The organism is Leptolyngbya sp. BL0902 (assembly GCF_016403105.1).
Classification (GTDB): domain Bacteria; phylum Cyanobacteriota; class Cyanobacteriia; order Phormidesmidales; family Phormidesmidaceae; genus Nodosilinea.
On the sequence record NZ_CP046155.1, the window covers coordinates 1,896,384 to 1,912,583 of the forward strand.

9 protein-coding genes and 1 pseudogene are annotated in these 16,200 nt (G+C 58.6%); 8 read left to right on the forward strand and 2 right to left on the reverse strand.

The annotated features are described in order from the left end of the window. Window positions 1-112: 112 nt before the first annotated feature. The 4 genes from GFS31_RS08490 to GFS31_RS08505 all read left to right on the forward strand — a co-directional run bounded on the left by GFS31_RS08490 (window position 113) and on the right by GFS31_RS08505 (window position 8,378). Window positions 113-823: a hypothetical protein gene (locus GFS31_RS08490; RefSeq protein ID WP_198807746.1), complete on the forward strand. Its 711-nt coding sequence runs from the start codon at window positions 113-115 to the stop codon at window positions 821-823. Window positions 824-1,091: 268 nt separating this feature from the next. After that, on the forward strand, window positions 1,092-3,491 hold the full coding sequence (locus GFS31_RS08495; RefSeq protein ID WP_198807747.1) for a phosphoketolase: 2,400 nt from the start codon (window positions 1,092-1,094) through the stop codon (window positions 3,489-3,491). A 308-nt stretch (window positions 3,492-3,799) separates the two neighbouring features. After that, window positions 3,800-7,054 (forward strand): glycoside hydrolase family 15 protein, encoded by a 3,255-nt coding sequence (locus tag GFS31_RS08500; RefSeq protein ID WP_198807748.1) that lies wholly within the window; start codon window positions 3,800-3,802, stop codon window positions 7,052-7,054. A gap of 121 nt (window positions 7,055-7,175) precedes the next feature. Beyond that, window positions 7,176-8,378: a response regulator gene (locus tag GFS31_RS08505; RefSeq protein WP_198807749.1), complete on the forward strand. Its 1,203-nt coding sequence runs from the start codon at window positions 7,176-7,178 to the stop codon at window positions 8,376-8,378. 56 nt (window positions 8,379-8,434) lie between these two features. Here the strand turns inward: GFS31_RS08505 and glgA are convergent, their stop codons facing one another. Beyond that, window positions 8,435-9,925 (reverse strand): glycogen synthase GlgA, encoded by a 1,491-nt coding sequence (gene glgA, locus GFS31_RS08510; protein WP_198807750.1) that lies wholly within the window; start codon window positions 9,923-9,925, stop codon window positions 8,435-8,437. Window positions 9,926-10,052: 127 nt separating this feature from the next. Between glgA and GFS31_RS08515 the strand changes: the two are divergent. The 4 genes and pseudogenes from GFS31_RS08515 to GFS31_RS08530 all read left to right on the forward strand — a co-directional run. Next, window positions 10,053-10,382 (forward strand): annotated as a pseudogene (locus tag GFS31_RS08515) (Uma2 family endonuclease); the annotation flags it as partial. Window positions 10,383-10,735: 353 nt separating this feature from the next. Then, a complete protein-coding gene (locus GFS31_RS08520) occupies window positions 10,736-11,755 on the forward strand; it encodes a sugar transferase (protein ID WP_198807752.1) in 1,020 nt (339 codons plus the stop codon). 58 nt (window positions 11,756-11,813) lie between these two features. Further along, window positions 11,814-13,115, forward strand: a complete 1,302-nt coding sequence (locus GFS31_RS08525; protein ID WP_198807753.1) for a Ycf66 family protein — start codon at window positions 11,814-11,816, stop codon at window positions 13,113-13,115. Between the two features lie 166 nt (window positions 13,116-13,281). Beyond that, complete coding sequence (locus GFS31_RS08530; protein WP_225907624.1) at window positions 13,282-14,271, forward strand: NAD-dependent epimerase/dehydratase family protein; 990 nt, start codon at window positions 13,282-13,284, stop codon at window positions 14,269-14,271. Between the two features lie 8 nt (window positions 14,272-14,279). Here the strand turns inward: GFS31_RS08530 and sppA are convergent, their stop codons facing one another. Then, a complete protein-coding gene (sppA, locus tag GFS31_RS08535; RefSeq protein WP_198807754.1) occupies window positions 14,280-16,160 on the reverse strand; it encodes a signal peptide peptidase SppA in 1,881 nt (626 codons plus the stop codon). Window positions 16,161-16,200 lie beyond the last annotated feature (40 nt).

Here is a 16,200-nt window from a genome sequence, read left to right on the forward strand (position 1 = left end):
AATCTTTTGTCAGCCAGTCAGACCCCATGGTCTTTGATCGCAGCCTCGTTGACCCTAGAGGCAGCATCGCCAAAGTTTAGGTATTATCTATCAACGCGCATCCTCAATACCTATGGCCCAATTGCTGAAGCCTACGATCCTTCGCTATATCATCACTGTGATCTTAGTAACGGCCATGGTGTTGCTGGCTCGATTGGTCATTACCTGGGCCGCAGAAATTTTTCTGCACCCCATACCCATTGCCGGGGGATGGATTAAAAGCCTCGAACTGATTGAACTCAGCGTGATTGTGCTGTTTGCGCTGTTGGGTTTTGGGCTGGGAGCGGCTGCCATGCACTTGCCCGCCAAAACCTCGCTAGGCTGGAAAGCCTTGGCCTTGGTGGTGATTTTCCCGCTGGTCTTTTTCAGTAGCTATTGGCTGAGGTATCAACTGTGGCTAAATCAGGTGACGGCCCAATCGGATCTCCCCCGCCAGCAGGTTGTAGAGACCGCCAACGTTGCCCTGGAGCGAGAGAGCGGCAGTGGCGGATTTTGGGGCTACTATCGCACCACCGTTCGGATGCCCCTCCTCCCGGCCACGGGAGAAGAACTCCAGCGCATGACCGAAGATCAGCGCTGGTTTCGCGCCGAACTGACCCGATTCAGCGGCATTGAACCGGGCGTCTTTTCCATGATTTTTGACGGCGCAGGCTGGGGCATTCGGGCCTTCTATCTGCTCCTGGCGGTAGGTACTAGCCTCATCTACTTCCTGAAGGGCGTAGCCTGGGCCGACACGCAACACCTCCGCCGCCTCACAAAAATCAAGCCTCAGGTATCGCCCTAGAAGATGCCCAAGCCCTCTGGATTTCCCTGGCCCCTTAGATCTCCTCTCTGGGGGCCGCGCACCCATCCTAGGGAATCATTCCTGCGGCGTAATGCGCTGCCCTAGGGCGGCAAAGTGTTCTCCATTAACCCCGCCTTAAAACAGATTTGCTAGGGTACAGGGGCCTGCACTGGGCCTTCTGGAGTGGTCTTCTCAGCCCTCTAGCCTAATGGGCCATGCCGCGATTCATCGCGTGGGCTCGATTTGCTCTCTCAAATTTGGCAGACCTATGGTAGCAACGTTCTCTCCTCCATCTCAAGGGTTAACCGACGACGAACTTTACAAAATCCATGCCTACTGGCGCGCCTGTAACTATCTGGCGGTGGGCATGATCTATCTCAAAGACAACCCGCTGCTGAAGGAACCCCTGAAGCCAGAGCATGTGAAGCATCGCCTGCTGGGTCACTGGGGCGCATCACCCGCCCTGAGCTTCACCTACGTCCACTGCAATCGGCTGATTAAAAAGTACGACCTGGATATGATCTTCGTGGCTGGCCCTGGCCACGGTGCCCCCGGCGTCCTCGGCCCGGTGTATTTAGAAGGTACCTACTCGGAGATCTATCCCGATAAGAGCGAAGACTACGAGGGGATGCAGCGCTTCTTCAAACAATTTTCCTTCCCGGGCCACATCGGCAGCCACGTCACCCCCGAAACCCCCGGTTCGATTCATGAGGGCGGCGAACTGGGCTACAGCATTTCCCACGCCTACGGGGCGGTGCTGGATAATCCCGACCTGATCGTCACCTGCGTGGCCGGAGATGGCGAGGCGGAAACCGGGCCACTGGCGACGGCGTGGCACTCCAACAAGTTCATCAACCCGGCCCGCGATGGGGCGGTGCTGCCGATCCTCAACCTAAACGGCTATAAAATAGCCAACCCCAGCATTCTCTCCCGCATTTCCCACGACGAACTCAACGCCCTGTTCTACGGCTATGGCTACACCCCCTACTTTGTGGAGGGCAGCGACCCCACCGAAATGCACCAGAAAATGGCGGCGGTGATGGAGGAATGCGTCCTCAAAATTAAGGAAATTCAGCGAGACGCTCGCATCAACGGCAATGTGGAGCGCCCCCGCTGGCCGATGATTGTGCTGCGGTCGCCCAAGGGCTGGACGGGGCCAGACTATGTGGACGGCCACAAGGTAGAGGGCTTTTGGCGAGCGCACCAGGTGCCCATGGGCGGTATGCACAGCAACCCCGAACACCTGCACGACCTGGAAACCTGGATGCGGAGCTACGGGCCAGAGGAACTGTTTGACGAAAACGGCACCCTGCGGGCGGACATTAAAGCTATGGCCCCCGCTGGCCCCCGCCGCATGAGTGCCAACCCCCACGCCAACGGTGGACTCCTCCGCAAGGCGCTGAAAATGCCGGACTTCCGGGACTACGAAATTCCGGTGCCCCATCCCGGCAGCGTGGAGTTTGAAAACACCAAGGCCCTGGGCATCTTCATGCGCGACATCATGCGCGACAACGTCAAAAACTTCCGGCTGATGGGGCCGGACGAAACTCACTCCAACCGTCTGCACCCGGTCTATGAAGTCACCAAAAAGGCGTGGATGGCTGACTTTTTGCCGGAGGACATGGACGGCAGCGAACTCTCCCGCGATGGTCGGGTGATGGAAATGCTGAGCGAACATACCCTGCAAGGCTGGCTGGAGGGCTACCTGCTGACCGGACGCCACGGTCTGTTCCACACCTACGAAGCCTTTGCCCATGTGGTCAGCTCCATGTTCAATCAGCACGCCAAGTGGTTGGACATCTGCAAAAACCATGTGCCCTGGCGGCGGTCGGTGTCGTCCCTGAATATTCTGCTGTCCTCCCTGGTGTGGCGGCAGGATCACAACGGCTTTAGCCACCAAGATCCCGGTTACGTGGACTTGGCCACCAACAAAAGCCCCGAAGTAGTGCGGGTTTACTTCCCCCCCGATGCCAACTGCCTGCTCTCCGTGGCCGACCACTGCTTCCGCAGCGTGGACTACATCAACGTGATCGTGTCCGACAAGCAGAACCACCTGCAATACCTGACCATGGATCAGGCCGTCCAGCACTGCACCAAGGGCATCGGCATTTGGGACTGGGCCAGCAACGACGACTGCGGCACCGAGCCAGACATTCCCGATGTGATCATGGCCTGCTGCGGCGACATCACCACCAAGGAATCCCTGGCCGCCACCGCCATCCTGCGGGAGGAGTTCCCCTACCTGAAGGTGCGATTTATCAACGTGGTAGACCTATTCAAGCTGGTCTCGGAAGGGGAGCACCCCCACGGCTTGAGCGACCGGGATTTTGATTCCCTGTTCACCCCCGACAAGCCCGTGATCTTCAACTTCCACGGCTACCCCTGGCTGATCCACAAGCTGGTCTACCGCCGCTCCAACCAAGACCGCATCCATGTGCGCGGCTATAAAGAGCAGGGCAACATCAACACCCCGCTGGAGCTGGCGATCAACAACCAGATCGACCGCTTTAACCTGGTGATCGACGTCATCGACCGGGTGCCCAAGCTCGGTTCCGCCGCCGCCCACGTGAAGGAAAAGATGAAAAACAAAATCATCGAATGCCTCACCTACGCCCACACCGAAGGCAAAGACCAGGACGAAATCACCCACTGGAAATGGCCCTACTAGGCCGTTGCTCTAACCCGCAGGGTATCTTCCCGACCGGAGGATCTTCGTCGTTCTCGCTCTAGATGCGCGCGCTCTCGCCCGACGGGAGGGCAAGGCTAGAGCGGGTCTCCCCCGAAGATCCAACCATAGGCGATTCAGGGCAGCCCCAATGACGCTGACTAGGCTGGTCAGCGAGGTTTTACCGTATAGTTAAGGTCTAATTAAGGGCGGTCTAGGCTGTAGCTTAGGGGTGGATCTGGCCTTGTCGGTGGCCGTTGCGTTGATCCATTTCCCAACCCGTCTTTCAACCCCGTTGTGCGTTCCTATCTATGTTTTTAGTTCATCTCCAAGAGCAGTTAGACCGTTACTACCAGCAGGTAAAGACGGGGATTCTGTCGCGGCAGCATCCCGTTAGCGGCCTCATGCCTGCCAGTACGGCGGTGAACAGCCACGGCAACTACACCGATGCCTGGGTGCGGGATAACGTCTACAGCATTTTGGCGGTGTGGGGATTGGCCTTGGCCTATCGGCAACTGGATGACGACCAGGGCCGCACCGTGGAGCTAGAGCAAAGCGTGATTAAGCTGATGCGGGGGCTGCTGGTGGCGATGCTGCGGCAGGCCCACAAGGTAGAGCGGTTTAAGGAACGCCAAGACCCCCTGGAAGCACTCCACGCCAAGTACGATACGGCCAGCGGCACCCCCGTGGTGGGCGATGACGAATGGGGCCATTTGCAGATTGACGCCACCTCAGTCTTTTTGCTGATGCTGGCCCAGATGACGGCCTCCGGGTTGCAGATCGTCTACACCCTAGACGAAGTGAACTTTGTGCAAAACCTGGTCTACTACATTGGCCGCGCCTACCGCACGCCGGACTACGGCATTTGGGAGCGGGGCAACAAAATTAACCACGGCAAGCCGGAACTGAACGCCAGCTCCGTGGGCATGGCCAAGGCGGCATTGGAGGCGATGCGGGGCATTAACCTGTTTGGGATGCGCGGTGGTCAGGCGTCAATTATCCATGTGCTGACGGACGAAATTGCCCGCGCCCGGATTACCCTGGAATCCCTGCTGCCAAGGGAATCGGGCTCTAAGGAAGTAGACGCGGCCCTGCTGAGCGTGATTAGTTTTCCGGCCTTTGCGGTGGAGGATGCGGCCCTCGTCCGCAAAACCCGCCAGAAAATTGTCGATAAGCTGCAAGGAAACTACGGCTGCAAGCGCTTCCTGCGGGACGGCCACCAGACCGTGATCGAAGACACCACCCGCCTCCACTACGAACCGGAGGAACTGCGCCAGTTTGAGCACATCGAATGCGAGTGGCCGCTGTTTTTTACCTACCTGTGGCTCGATAGCCTGTTTGCTGGGGATCAAGAACAGATCGCCTTCTACCAAGAGCGTTTAGCAGCGCTAGAGGTGCAGCGGGACGGGGTAGGCTTGCTGCCGGAACTGTATTACGTCCCCGAAGCCAAGCTGGATTTGGAGCGGGAAAAGCCGGGGAGCCAAACCCGCGAACCCAACGACAACCTGCCCCTAGTGTGGGCACAGAGCCTTTACCTGCTGGGCCAACTGGTGCGGGATGGGTTGCTGAAACCGGGGGATCTGGATCCACTAGGACGGCATTTGAAAGTGGGCGAACAGCGCTATCCCCTGGTGCAAATTGCCCTGCTGGCGGAGGATAAGGCGCTTCAGGCGGAACTCAGCACCTGCGGCCTTGACACCCAAACCCTAGAGGAAATTGACCCCGTGCTGGTTTTTCCGGCAGCGGAACTGTCGGCCATCTACGCCGAAATTGGTAAGAATGAGACGCTGGCCATTAGCGGGCGTCCGGTGCGGCGGCTACGCAGCCTGACTACCTCCCGCGTGTTTCGCATCCAGGGCCAGCCAGCGGTGTTTTTGCCCTCGTTTTTGGATCAGCAGCGGTTTTACCTCACCCTGGACTACCACTTTTTGGTGGCCCAAATTCGCAGCGAACTGGCCTACATCTACGACCACTGGCGCGAACCGGGTCGCCCCACCGTCACGCTGCTGCTCACCCACGCCATGTTCCAACTGGGGCACAAACCCATCCACCAATCGCCCCTGCTGGCCCTGATGCAGGAAATCAGCACCGGGCGCTGCGACCATGTGCCCGTCCGCCTTGGCCCTCTGCATCAGCTCATGATGACCGCTAGCCTAGAACGGGTTGATAACGTCAACAACTACCAGTTGGGTAGTGGTGCGGTGGGCTATAACCCGCTGTGGACAGGCTATCTGGGCTTTGAGCCGGGACGGGATGGCCCGCTGTCGTTGCTGGAGGAATTTGACCTTGAGCAGGAAACCAACCTAGAGCGCATCCTCAGCCACCTACGGGAGTCGAGCAATGTCTACGAGCAGATTGAACTCCTCAGCACCCTCAGACACCTGAAGGGACTGAGCTTTGATACCGGACTGGGTGGCCCCAACCGCGCCGTGACCGTAGGAAACCTGCTGGACGAAATCTATGCCAAGGCCAGCCAGCTCGAACAGTGGGACATTCTGCGGCGGGCAGCGGGCTTGCTAGAAAAGGCCGACATCACCCTCTCCGATGCGGTGACGGAACTGCTGGTGCGACAAAAGCAAATTTCCGTCGGCAAATCCTACAGCGAAGATTCCCTGATCACCGAACCCATGGCCCACGGGGAAATCGTCGAAAAAATCCGCACCTTCTGCGGCGACGACGTGCGCGACCATGTTCTTACCCAAGAGGTGCTGATCGATCTGAGTATTTTGATTAAGGCGGAACCCACTTTATTTAACGGCCTGCTGACCCTGCGGGTCGGCTACCTGCTGCTGTTGCTCACCAGCGAACTGGCCCGCGAACGCGACCTCCCCCAAGACGAAGCCTACGGTCAATTGCTGGCCCTCAGCCCCCACGAGTTGAAAAAACGCCTGCGCCAGGTTCTTGCCGGATTCAGCGGCCTCAACCAGTCCATCTTCCAGCGAGAATCCCTGCATGTTAAACCCCATAGCGCCATCAACTGGCAGGTCATCCCCGACGAACTGGAAGCACTCCCCGAAACCGAAGCCCCCACCCCCCAAGACTGGTGGCGAATGCGCGTCATCGACGGCGAAATCGCCCGCATTCCCCAGGAGTTTTATAGCCAGGTGTGGGAGGTGTTGCGCCACTCCAAGGGCATCGTCATTGGCAACAAGCTCGACCGCAAAAACCGCCTTGACAGCGCCCATATTCTCTCGGAGATGACCCCCGGTGAGCAAAACTTCGAGCGCTGCATCACCCACCTGCTCAGCAAAATCCAAGCGCCGGAGTATCGCCACGTCAACCTCGAAGCCCTGCGGGAAATGGGGGAAATCTTCAAGGTCAACCCCGACCTGTACTTTGAGGACTACATCTATCTGGATGTCCTCATCGGCCACGCCGTCCGCCTTGGCTGGCTCGATCAACAGCCCGAACGCTTCGCTACCTACGAATCGGACAAAGCCCAGGCATGGCATTCCTTCTACCAACTGCCCCCGGCCCAGTGCGCCACCTACATCGCCATGGCCCTCCAGTTCCTCACCGTATTGGGCGAGGCCGAGGCGCAACCAGAGTCGGAGCCCGTCGTCTAAGGCCACAGCCATCACCCAGGTTCAGGGGCGTTAGTCCGCATGGCGTATTCCCTTGTAAAAAATACTACGCTATGATGCTTGATACGTAGCGTAGCCGACTGTCTTACTGCGGAGGAGCGCCGTGAAAGTTTTAGTGATTGAAGATGATCCCATCGTTGCGGCATCACTTCATCATCTGCTGGGCCAGTACCGCTACTCCGTAGACATTGCGAGCAGTGCCGAGGTGGGCCTAGAAATGGTCGCCGCCTACGCCTATGACCTGCTGGTGCTAGACCGTGGATTGCCTGGAATGGATGGCGTGAGCCTATGCCAGCGGTTGCGGGCCGAGCGTCAAGACATGCCTATTCTGCTGCTCACGGGGCAGGGGGGAGAGGGCCACTACCAGGCCGAAGCCCTGAATGCTGGGGCTGATGACTACGTGGCGAAGCCCTTTGATGCCGAGGAGTTGGTGGCCCGAGTACAGGCGCTTTTGCGGCGCAGCCACGGTATTGCGCACCCCATTCTCACTTGGGGTGGTCTTGCGTTAAATCCGAGCTGTCGTCAGGTCAGCTATGGTGATACGCCTCTGTCGCTCACCCCGAAGGAATACAGCATCCTAGAACTCCTGCTGCGCCATCCCACCATGGTGTTTAGCGCCCAATCCATCCTTGACCGCGCCTGGGACTCCACGGATGCGCCAGGGGAAGAGGTGGTGCGATACCACATCAAAGAATTGCGCCACAAGCTTTCTGTGGCCGCTGCGCCCAAAATGCTCATTGAAACAGTGCACCGAGTCGGCTATCGGCTCAACCCACTGTATGCTTCTCCGCAGAGCACCCAGGGCGAACCCATCCCTGCCGAACCGCCACCGTCTGTCCTACCCCAAGAGACTGACCTCACCACCCGAAACCATCAGTTGCAGACGGCCCTGGAGATTTTGCAGACATCTCAGGCCAATTTACGCCAGCATCTAGCCGATCTCCAGGCAATCCAAGCCGCCCTCACAACGGAGCGCGATTACTATCGAGACCTGTTTCAGTGGGCTCCAGAGAGCTACTTGGTTAGCGATCTCCAAGGCACCATTCAGGCGGCGAACCAAGCGGCGGGTGCCCTGTTGGGGACAGCCCCTCAGGCCCTTATCCACCAGTCCCTAGCCCAGTTTGTGGCCGGGTCAGATCGCCCAGCCTTCCAAGCTAGCCTCCGCCAGCAACGTTGGCCCTATCCCTGGAGAATTCACCTACAAACCGCCCAGGGCAATGGGGTACCCGCCCTGATATCCGCCACGCCCATCGTGGATGTTCAACATCAGTGGATAGGGCTACGCTGGCTGATTCGGAAAGAATAAGCCCACCCCGCACGGGGGATCTCGCAGGGGCCGTTGATGGACGCTGGAGCCGCGACCTAGATCGTGGTCTTTGCTTCAGGGCTGAGGGGTGCAGCCTCGGCAGCATTGGCGGATCCGTCGGCGCTGGCGACGTTTACCAGAGGAGCAACCTTGGGTGCTAATTGCTCCCGATAGTCGAGCCCTAGGACTTCGCTGTAGAGCTTGATGTATTCCACCGCCGACTTGTCCCAGCTAAAGTCTTGGCCCATGGCCCGCTGCTGGAGTTCGCGCCACGCATCCTTGTAGCGGTACCCTTCCCAAGCCCGAATCAGGCAGGTGAACAGGTCGAGGGGTTCGTAGCGGTCGAAGCAGTAGCCCGTTCCGGCGTGGTTAGCGGGGTCGTGGTGCTGCACGGTATCCACCAGGCCGCCTGTGCGCCGCACGATGGGAATACAGCCGTAGCGCATGGCGATCATCTGGCTGATGCCGCAGGGCTCAAACCGGGAGGGCATCAGGAAGGCGTCGGATCCGGCGTAGATGCGGCGACCAATGCCTTCGCTGTAGAGCAGGTAGGTGGCCATGCGCCCCCGGTAGCGGCTGGCCATTTGCCAGAGCTGGGTTTCGTAGTAGCGATCCCCGGTGCCCAGCACAATGATTTGGGAATCGGTGTAGGACAGGAACCGATCCAGAATTTGCAAGATCAGGTCAATCCCTTTTTGCTCCACCAGACGTCCGACGAGGCCGATCAGAAATGCTTGGGAATTGACCTCTAGGCCCAGTTCTTCCTGGATGGTGATTTTGTTGATGCGCCGCTGATCGAGGGTGTCGGCGGTGAAGTTTTTGGCAATGTAGCGGTCGTTGGCGGGATCAAAGGATTCGGTATCAATGCCGTTGAGTAAGCCGCTGAGTTTGCCCTGTTCGTAGGACAGCAGCCCGTCGAGCTGTTCACCGTATTCGGGGGTTTGGATTTGGTAGGCGTAGGTGGGTGATACGGTGTTGACCCGGTTGGCAAACTGAATCGCCGCCGCCATGGTGTTGTGGCTTTGCATGTACCAGGGGCACCAGGTCATTTGCTCGAGCTGCCAGCGCCAGGGGCCTTGATAGGCCAGGTTGTGGATGGTGAAGACGGTTTGGATGTGGGGGGTTTCGTGCATCCAAACCGGAATCATGCCCGTGTGCCAGTCGTGGCAGTGGATGATGTCGGGGCTCCAGTAGTTCCAGGCGAACTCAGCGGCTCCATTGGAGAAGAAGGTGAACCGCCAAAATTCGTCATCGCCAAAGTACACCCGGCGGGGATCAAAGGCGGGATGGCCAAACAGGTAGAGGGGAACGTCCGAATCGGGGAAGGTGGTTTCGTAGACCTCGAAGTCGTTGAACATGGCGGTGCCTTTCCAGATGGACTGCTTGGGGATGTCCACCTTGTCGGGCATGAAGCCGTAGTAGGGCATAAAGATCCGCACATCGTGCCCCATCTTGCGGAGCACCTTGGGGAGGGAACCCACCACATCTCCCATGCCGCCAACCTTCGCCAGGGGCGCTGCTTCTGCTGCCACAAAAAGAATCTTCATATCGCCCCGCTTTTGCCGAAATCACTGCACAAATCCTAGGTTCCAGTCTACGGGGGTGTGGCGGTTATGCCTAGACGTTGGGGCTGATTTCCGTGTCTCTGGGAGGTATCTATAATTTCGCTTACCCAATGGGGCCGAACGCTCCCCCGATGTGGCCTGGGTGCGGCTAGAACGCTGGCAACGGCTGACCCCGGCAGAACAGGATTCCTTCCCGCCCCTCTGCCCCGACTTTGTGATTGAATTACGGTCTAAAACCGACCGCCTTGCCCCTTTACAGGCCAAACTGCGGGAATATCAAGCCAACGGTTGCCAACTGGGCTGGTTAATCAATGGGCAAGATCGCCAGGTGGAGGTGTATCGGGCCGAGCAGCCGCCGGAGATACTGGATGCGCCGCTGACCCTATCTGGGGAAGCCCTCTTGCCGGGGTTGATCGTGAATACACTGGAACTTTGGTAGGCTTTGCCCTCCCAAATCTGTAATTAGAGGGATTCGCGATTGGAGGGATTTTGGTGGATCGGAAAAGGGCGTTAACGTTAAGAATCTCATCGGGTTTAGATCACCCCGGCCCCCTTGTCTAGGGCGATACCTAGGAAAAATCCTCGCTAAGTCCTCAATCTCCTGTTAAGAGTCGTTGAAGGGGTGACGAGAATTACGCACGCTATCCTGGGTAAACCCTTATAGTGCCCCTATAGGTTTTGGTTAAAACTGGGAATCCTAACCTTCAAGGGATCTTCGCTCCTTCACATCTATAGAAGGAGGCTGGCCCCGACCTTAACCGTTCTGCGACTTGATCTCTGAAGGACGCCGCTATGACCTCACCCTTTGCCGCTAACCAGGATGCCACCAACCCCACCCCCCAAGTGGACACTACTGCACCCTCCAGCGTCGTGTCTGTGCCGCCCACCCTCACCGTAGTAGAAGCCGTGGAGTTTGAGCGCCAGGTGCGGGCCGTCTGCCAACAGGATCCCCCGCCCCACACCGTGGTCATCGACTTTAGCGCCACCACCTTTATGGACAGTAGCGGCATTGGGGCACTGATGCTCTCCTACCGGGCCTGCCAAGGGCGGCAAATCCCCATGGTGCTGCGCGGGGTGCGAGAGCAGGTGCAGATGGTGCTGAGTATGACCGACCTCGACCAAGTCTTTACCATAGAGCCCGGAAACTCCGATGAGGCCACCCCCGTCAGCCCTGCGCCAGCGGCCCTCACGGCCATCACCACCCATCCCTCTGTGACCTCTCGCGGTAAGCGGGCCATGGATATTGTGGGGGCCGTGGTGGGGTTGGGCATTACCGCAGTGCTGTCGGTGCCCATTGTGATTGCCATCAAACTAGAGGACGGTGGGCCAATTCTCTTTCGGCAGGTGCGCTGCTCGTGGATGGGCAAGCGGTTCTACATCTGGAAGTTTCGATCCATGGTGAGAAACGCCGAAGCCCTCAAGGCCAAGGTACAAAACGAAGTCGAGGGGCCGCTGTTCAAAAACGAAAACGATCCGCGTATCACCAAGGTGGGCCGATTCCTGCGCCGCACCAGCCTGGATGAACTGCCCCAGTTTTGGAACGTGCTGATGGGCGACATGAGCCTAGTAGGCACCCGCCCCCCCACGCCCGACGAAATTGAACAGTACAAAATCCCCGAATGGCAGCGGCTGGACGTAAAACCCGGCATGACCGGAGAATGGCAGGTGAACGGGCGATCCACCGTGAAAAAGTTTGAGGACGTGATCCGCATGGACTTGAACTACCAGGAAAACTGGAGCCTGATGTACGACATGAAGCTGATCGTTAAGACCATCCTGGTGCTCTTTTCCAAGAAATCGGGAGCCTCCTAAAGCCATCGCCAGACCTGCGATAGAGTGGGGTGGATGTGATGGATAACGAGTACAGGACATGGTGGCACAACTCTTGTCCGGGGCATTGGCCGGGATTGTGGGACTGGGCAGCGTTGCCCTTTACCTAGCGGCTTTTTTCTTCCCAGAGGTACACCGCCGCCACGACTTTTTTTGGAGCGGGGTGGGCTGCTTCTATGCCCTCATTCTGTGGCTCGATGCAGGGCAAATCACCCCCACCGAACTGTTGGGGCACCTGGCCAGCATTAGCCTGATGGGCTGGCTGGGCTGGCAAACCCTCACCCTGCGCCGCAAACGCACCCCTATTTCTCAACAAACCCCCTACACCGCCGATTCCTGGCCCACCTTTCGCCGAGAAATGACCGCCCTGGGCCTGGATGCCCTGCGCCAAACGCCCCTGCGCCGCTGGTTGCCCGATCCCAATCCGGCAGAACCCTCTGGCATCAAGGGCATTCGGGTCTCGGCGCTGAAGGATGTGGGCTATGAATTTGTAGACTCCGTTGAGCCCCCCGAACCTGCTGCGGTGGCTAAGGTGAGGGCACTCCCACGCAGGGTTAGGGACAAACTCGTCCAAGACGAACCTGTTCAAGCTAACCCTGTTCAAGTCCAGCCCGTCCAGGATGAACCTGTCCAAGATAAACCCGTTCCAAGTGAACCTGCGCAAGACAAGGCCACCCAAGACGAAAGTGAGACCCTAACCCGCGATGCCGTCATCAGTGATCCCATAGCAGGGGAACCCTCCAAGGCGGCTGCCATTCCAGGTGATGCCGCTCCAGCCACTCCAGACCCAGAATCGCCTCCGAAAGATAGTTCTCGGCAAGATGCTTCTCAGCCAGCGTCCCGTGAGCAGGTCGAGCAAAGGGTAAGGGTTTCTCGCCCAACCGTCCCCCCCCCATCGCCCCAGCGTCAGCCATCCCTGAAGCAACCTTTAGCACGATCTTCGCCAACTCCATCGCCAGCCGCCAGCCGTTCCGGTGGAAAATCGTCCACAGCCTCCCCACGCGGCACGATGACCTTGGGCCAGCGTGTCCAGGGCTTAACGACCTGGGTGCAAGACCTGGTGCGGGCCAAAACCGCTCCCAAGCCGAAACGAGCGGTGATTGAGATTCCACCCCGGCCCTCCTCTTTGGCGAAACGACCCGATGCTGTCCGCAACCCAGAAACGTCGTCTTCCACGGCCTCTTCGTCGCCGGATTCGTCTGTTGCCACTCCCAAGACCAGGGTTCCGTCAGAACCCGCCATCTCATCAGCCCAGCCATCTCAATCCCCGGCACCGCCTCGGACAGACTATCCTGCCCCAGAAAGCAGCAATTGGGATGACGACGATGAGGACTGGGTTTAACGTCAGTCGCGCATGAAATTAGCTTCTTCAGACCAGTTCTAGAGGACGGCGGCAGAAAACCCAGCAGACACGGGGCCTAGGCTTGGATTTCATCCCCCCACAGGCGAAAATAAAGCCATAGGCATTTTGCCAATGGAATTAATTGATAAGGACTAGCTAAAAACCCTTGGATACTTCCGCCTCAAATTCCCCTTCCCCAGGGTCTGTACGGGTCTTTATGACCGGGGCCAGCGGCTGCATTGGGCACTACATTCTAGAACTGCTGATGCAGGCAGAGCGCTACGACATTTATCTACTGCTGAGAAACCCCGATAAGCTGCGATTACCCGTGGCCAATCACCCCAGGGTGCATATTCTCGAAGGTGGTCTGGCGGATATTGATCGATACGCTGACCTGATCCCGACGATGAACCTGGCCATTCTCACCGCTGCCGCCTGGGGTGGCGATGATGACTATGTGTTTGGCACCAACGTCCACCACAACCTGCGGCTGATGTCCATGCTGGATCCAGATCGCTGCCAGCAGGTGATTTACTTTTCCACCGCCAGCATTCTAGATCGCAGTGGCAAACCTCTCCCAGAGGCAGGCACCCTCGGCACCGACTACATTCGCAGCAAGTACAAGTGCCACCAGCGACTACCGGAACTCGCCCTCTACCCTAAGATCACCACGGTGTTTCCTACCCTGGTCTTTGGGGGAGATAAGGACAAGCCCTACTCCTTCATCTCTGCCGGGTTGCAAGACGTCACTCGCTGGGTGGGGCTGGCGCGGTTCCTTCAGGCCGATGCCGGGTTTCACTTTGCCCACGCCCAAGACATTGCGACGGTGGTGGCCCATCTGCTAGAACACCCGTCGGACAAGGGCTACCGGGAATTTGTAATTGGCAACCCGGCGCTTTCGGCCAACCAAGCCATCGAAGAAATTAGCGACTATTTTGGTCAACGCATCTGGTTTCGGGTGCCCCTGTCCATTGGGTTAGCCAATCTGCTGATCAAGGTCTTCCGGGTGCAAATGGCCCCCTGGGACTACTTTTGCCTGCAATATCGCCACTTTGTCTACCAGGGCGCGATTAACCCGGCCAGCTTTGGTATGGATCCCTACTGTGCCACCCTGGCAGATTTGCTGCGGGTTCACGGCATTGCTCGTCGCTCCTAAGCCCGTCCCTAGTCTAGTCTGAGGGTATAGGGTAGGCGCATGTAGAGCCCACGGGGGTCGTTGAGGGTGGCAATCAGGGCAAGGCTGTCTCCGAGGAAACGCTCTCCCTGGGCCGTGAGGGTATCGGTCGCCAGGGGGGAAACGGCAAAGGGCTGGGTAACTAGGGGTCTGCGGCCACGGGCCTGACCTTGAGCACCCAGAAATGTGACCCAAAACTGCTGCCAATCACTGGGTTTGGGATAGCTTTCTATACGCCAGTCTTCGCTGAGTTCCGCCAGGTTAGCGGCGGTTTCAATGGCCTGCTGAAGCCCCCCCAGTTCATCTACCAGTCCTAGGCTTTGGCCCGCTTGGCCCGACCACACCCGCCCTTGGGCTAGGTTGGCCACTTCGGCGCGGGGCAACTGACGACCGCCCTCCACCCGATCTAAAAAGGCGTTGTAGAGGGTATCGACGGTGCCTTGGAGAATGCCCAGTTCCTGCTCGGTTTTGGGGCGCGAAACGGAGAAAATGTCGGCCAATTCAGCGGTTTTTACCCCCTCCCAATTGAGGCCCACACGATTGCTGAGGTCTTCTAGGTTTAGAAATAGGCTGAATACCCCAATGGAGCCCGTAATGGTGCCCGGTTGCGCCACAATGGCGTCGGCACTAGCGGCAATCCAGTAGCCCCCGGAGGCCGCTACATCCCCCATCGACACCACCACCGGGATGCCCTTGGCCTGGATCAGCTGCACTTCCCGCAGAATGACCTCCGAAGCCAGGGCACTCCCCCCCGGACTGTTCACCCGCAGCACCACCGCCTTCACCTCGTCATTTTGGCGCAGTTGGCGCAGTTGGCGGGCTAGGGTGTCTCCGGCAATCACCCCGGTGCCTAGGCCATCAGATCCGCTATCGCCGTAGACAATCGGGCCTTCGGCGTAGACCACTGCCACCTCGGCACTGGCGGAACGGGTGGCCCACTCGTCTTCTACGGTGGCGGCGTAGGTTGGGAGGTCAATCTGCCGAAACTCGGCTGCGTTGTCTCCGTCGTCGTCGGATTCTCCGGTCAACTCCCGTAGCGCGGCAACTACCTCATCTTCGTAGGCTAGGTCATCTACCAAGCCCGCCGTCTTCGCCGCTTCGCCAAACAGCAGCCCTTGGGTATTGGCAATCGCCTGAAGCTGCTGGGGCGTGAGAGATCGGGGCTGGGCCATGGCCGTCAGCAGCCCTTGCCAAATCTCTTGCAGCAACCGCTGGGTTTGCTCCCGTTCCTGGGGGCTCATGGCGTTGTTGGTGAAGGGCTCCACCGCCGACTTATAGGCTCCGGTGCGCGTCACCTGCACCCCAATGCCCAGCTTTTCTAGGGCGTCGGCCTGGTAGAGAGTTTCGCTGTAGAGGCCGTTCATTTCCAGGTCGCCAAAGGGATGGAGGTAAACGGTATCCGCCAGGGCCACCAGGGCATATTCCCGCTCCGACCAAGAGACATCGTAGGCCAGGATGGGTTTGCCGGATGCCTGAAACCGGGTCAACACCTGGGTGATCTCCTGTTGATTAGCCAGCCCCATCCCCACGGTAGAGCTGCCCTTGAGGTACAGGGCCACGATTCGATCATCCTCGGCGGCGGCCTCTAGGGCCAAAACCACCTGCCGTAGGGCCACCTGGGGCGACATCCGGCCATTCACCACAAAATCCCCTGGAGCCTGAACCATGGGCGTATCAGGTACCAGGGTGCCTAGGTCGTACACTAGCACCGAATCCTTCTCGACGGTGGGGCTACCGCCGCCCCTGGCCAATCCGGCAATCAGAGCCCCCGTCAGCCCCACGGCCCCTAGGGCCAACAACCCACCCGCCACCAGAAAAAACAAAACTGACCCAGTGAAACTGGCCAAGGTGTACTTCAAAAACTGCCGCATGGCGGAGGGCTCGCGTGAGGAGGATGCTTACCAATGTACC

What these genes read in the sequence shown, in the direction of transcription:
- GFS31_RS08490 (WP_198807746.1), top strand. Translation starts at nt 113, where the DNA reads ATGGCCCAATTGCTGAAGCCTACGATCCTTCGCTATATCATCACTGTG.
- GFS31_RS08495 (WP_198807747.1), top strand. Translation starts at nt 1,092, where the DNA reads ATGGTAGCAACGTTCTCTCCTCCATCTCAAGGGTTAACCGACGACGAA.
- GFS31_RS08500 (WP_198807748.1), top strand. Translation starts at nt 3,800, where the DNA reads ATGTTTTTAGTTCATCTCCAAGAGCAGTTAGACCGTTACTACCAGCAG.
- glgA (WP_198807750.1), bottom strand. Translation starts at nt 9,925, where the DNA reads ATGAAGATTCTTTTTGTGGCAGCAGAAGCAGCGCCCCTGGCGAAGGTT.
- GFS31_RS08520 (WP_198807752.1), top strand. Translation starts at nt 10,736, where the DNA reads ATGACCTCACCCTTTGCCGCTAACCAGGATGCCACCAACCCCACCCCC.
- GFS31_RS08525 (WP_198807753.1), top strand. Translation starts at nt 11,814, where the DNA reads ATGGTGGCACAACTCTTGTCCGGGGCATTGGCCGGGATTGTGGGACTG.
- sppA (WP_198807754.1), bottom strand. Translation starts at nt 16,160, where the DNA reads ATGCGGCAGTTTTTGAAGTACACCTTGGCCAGTTTCACTGGGTCAGTT.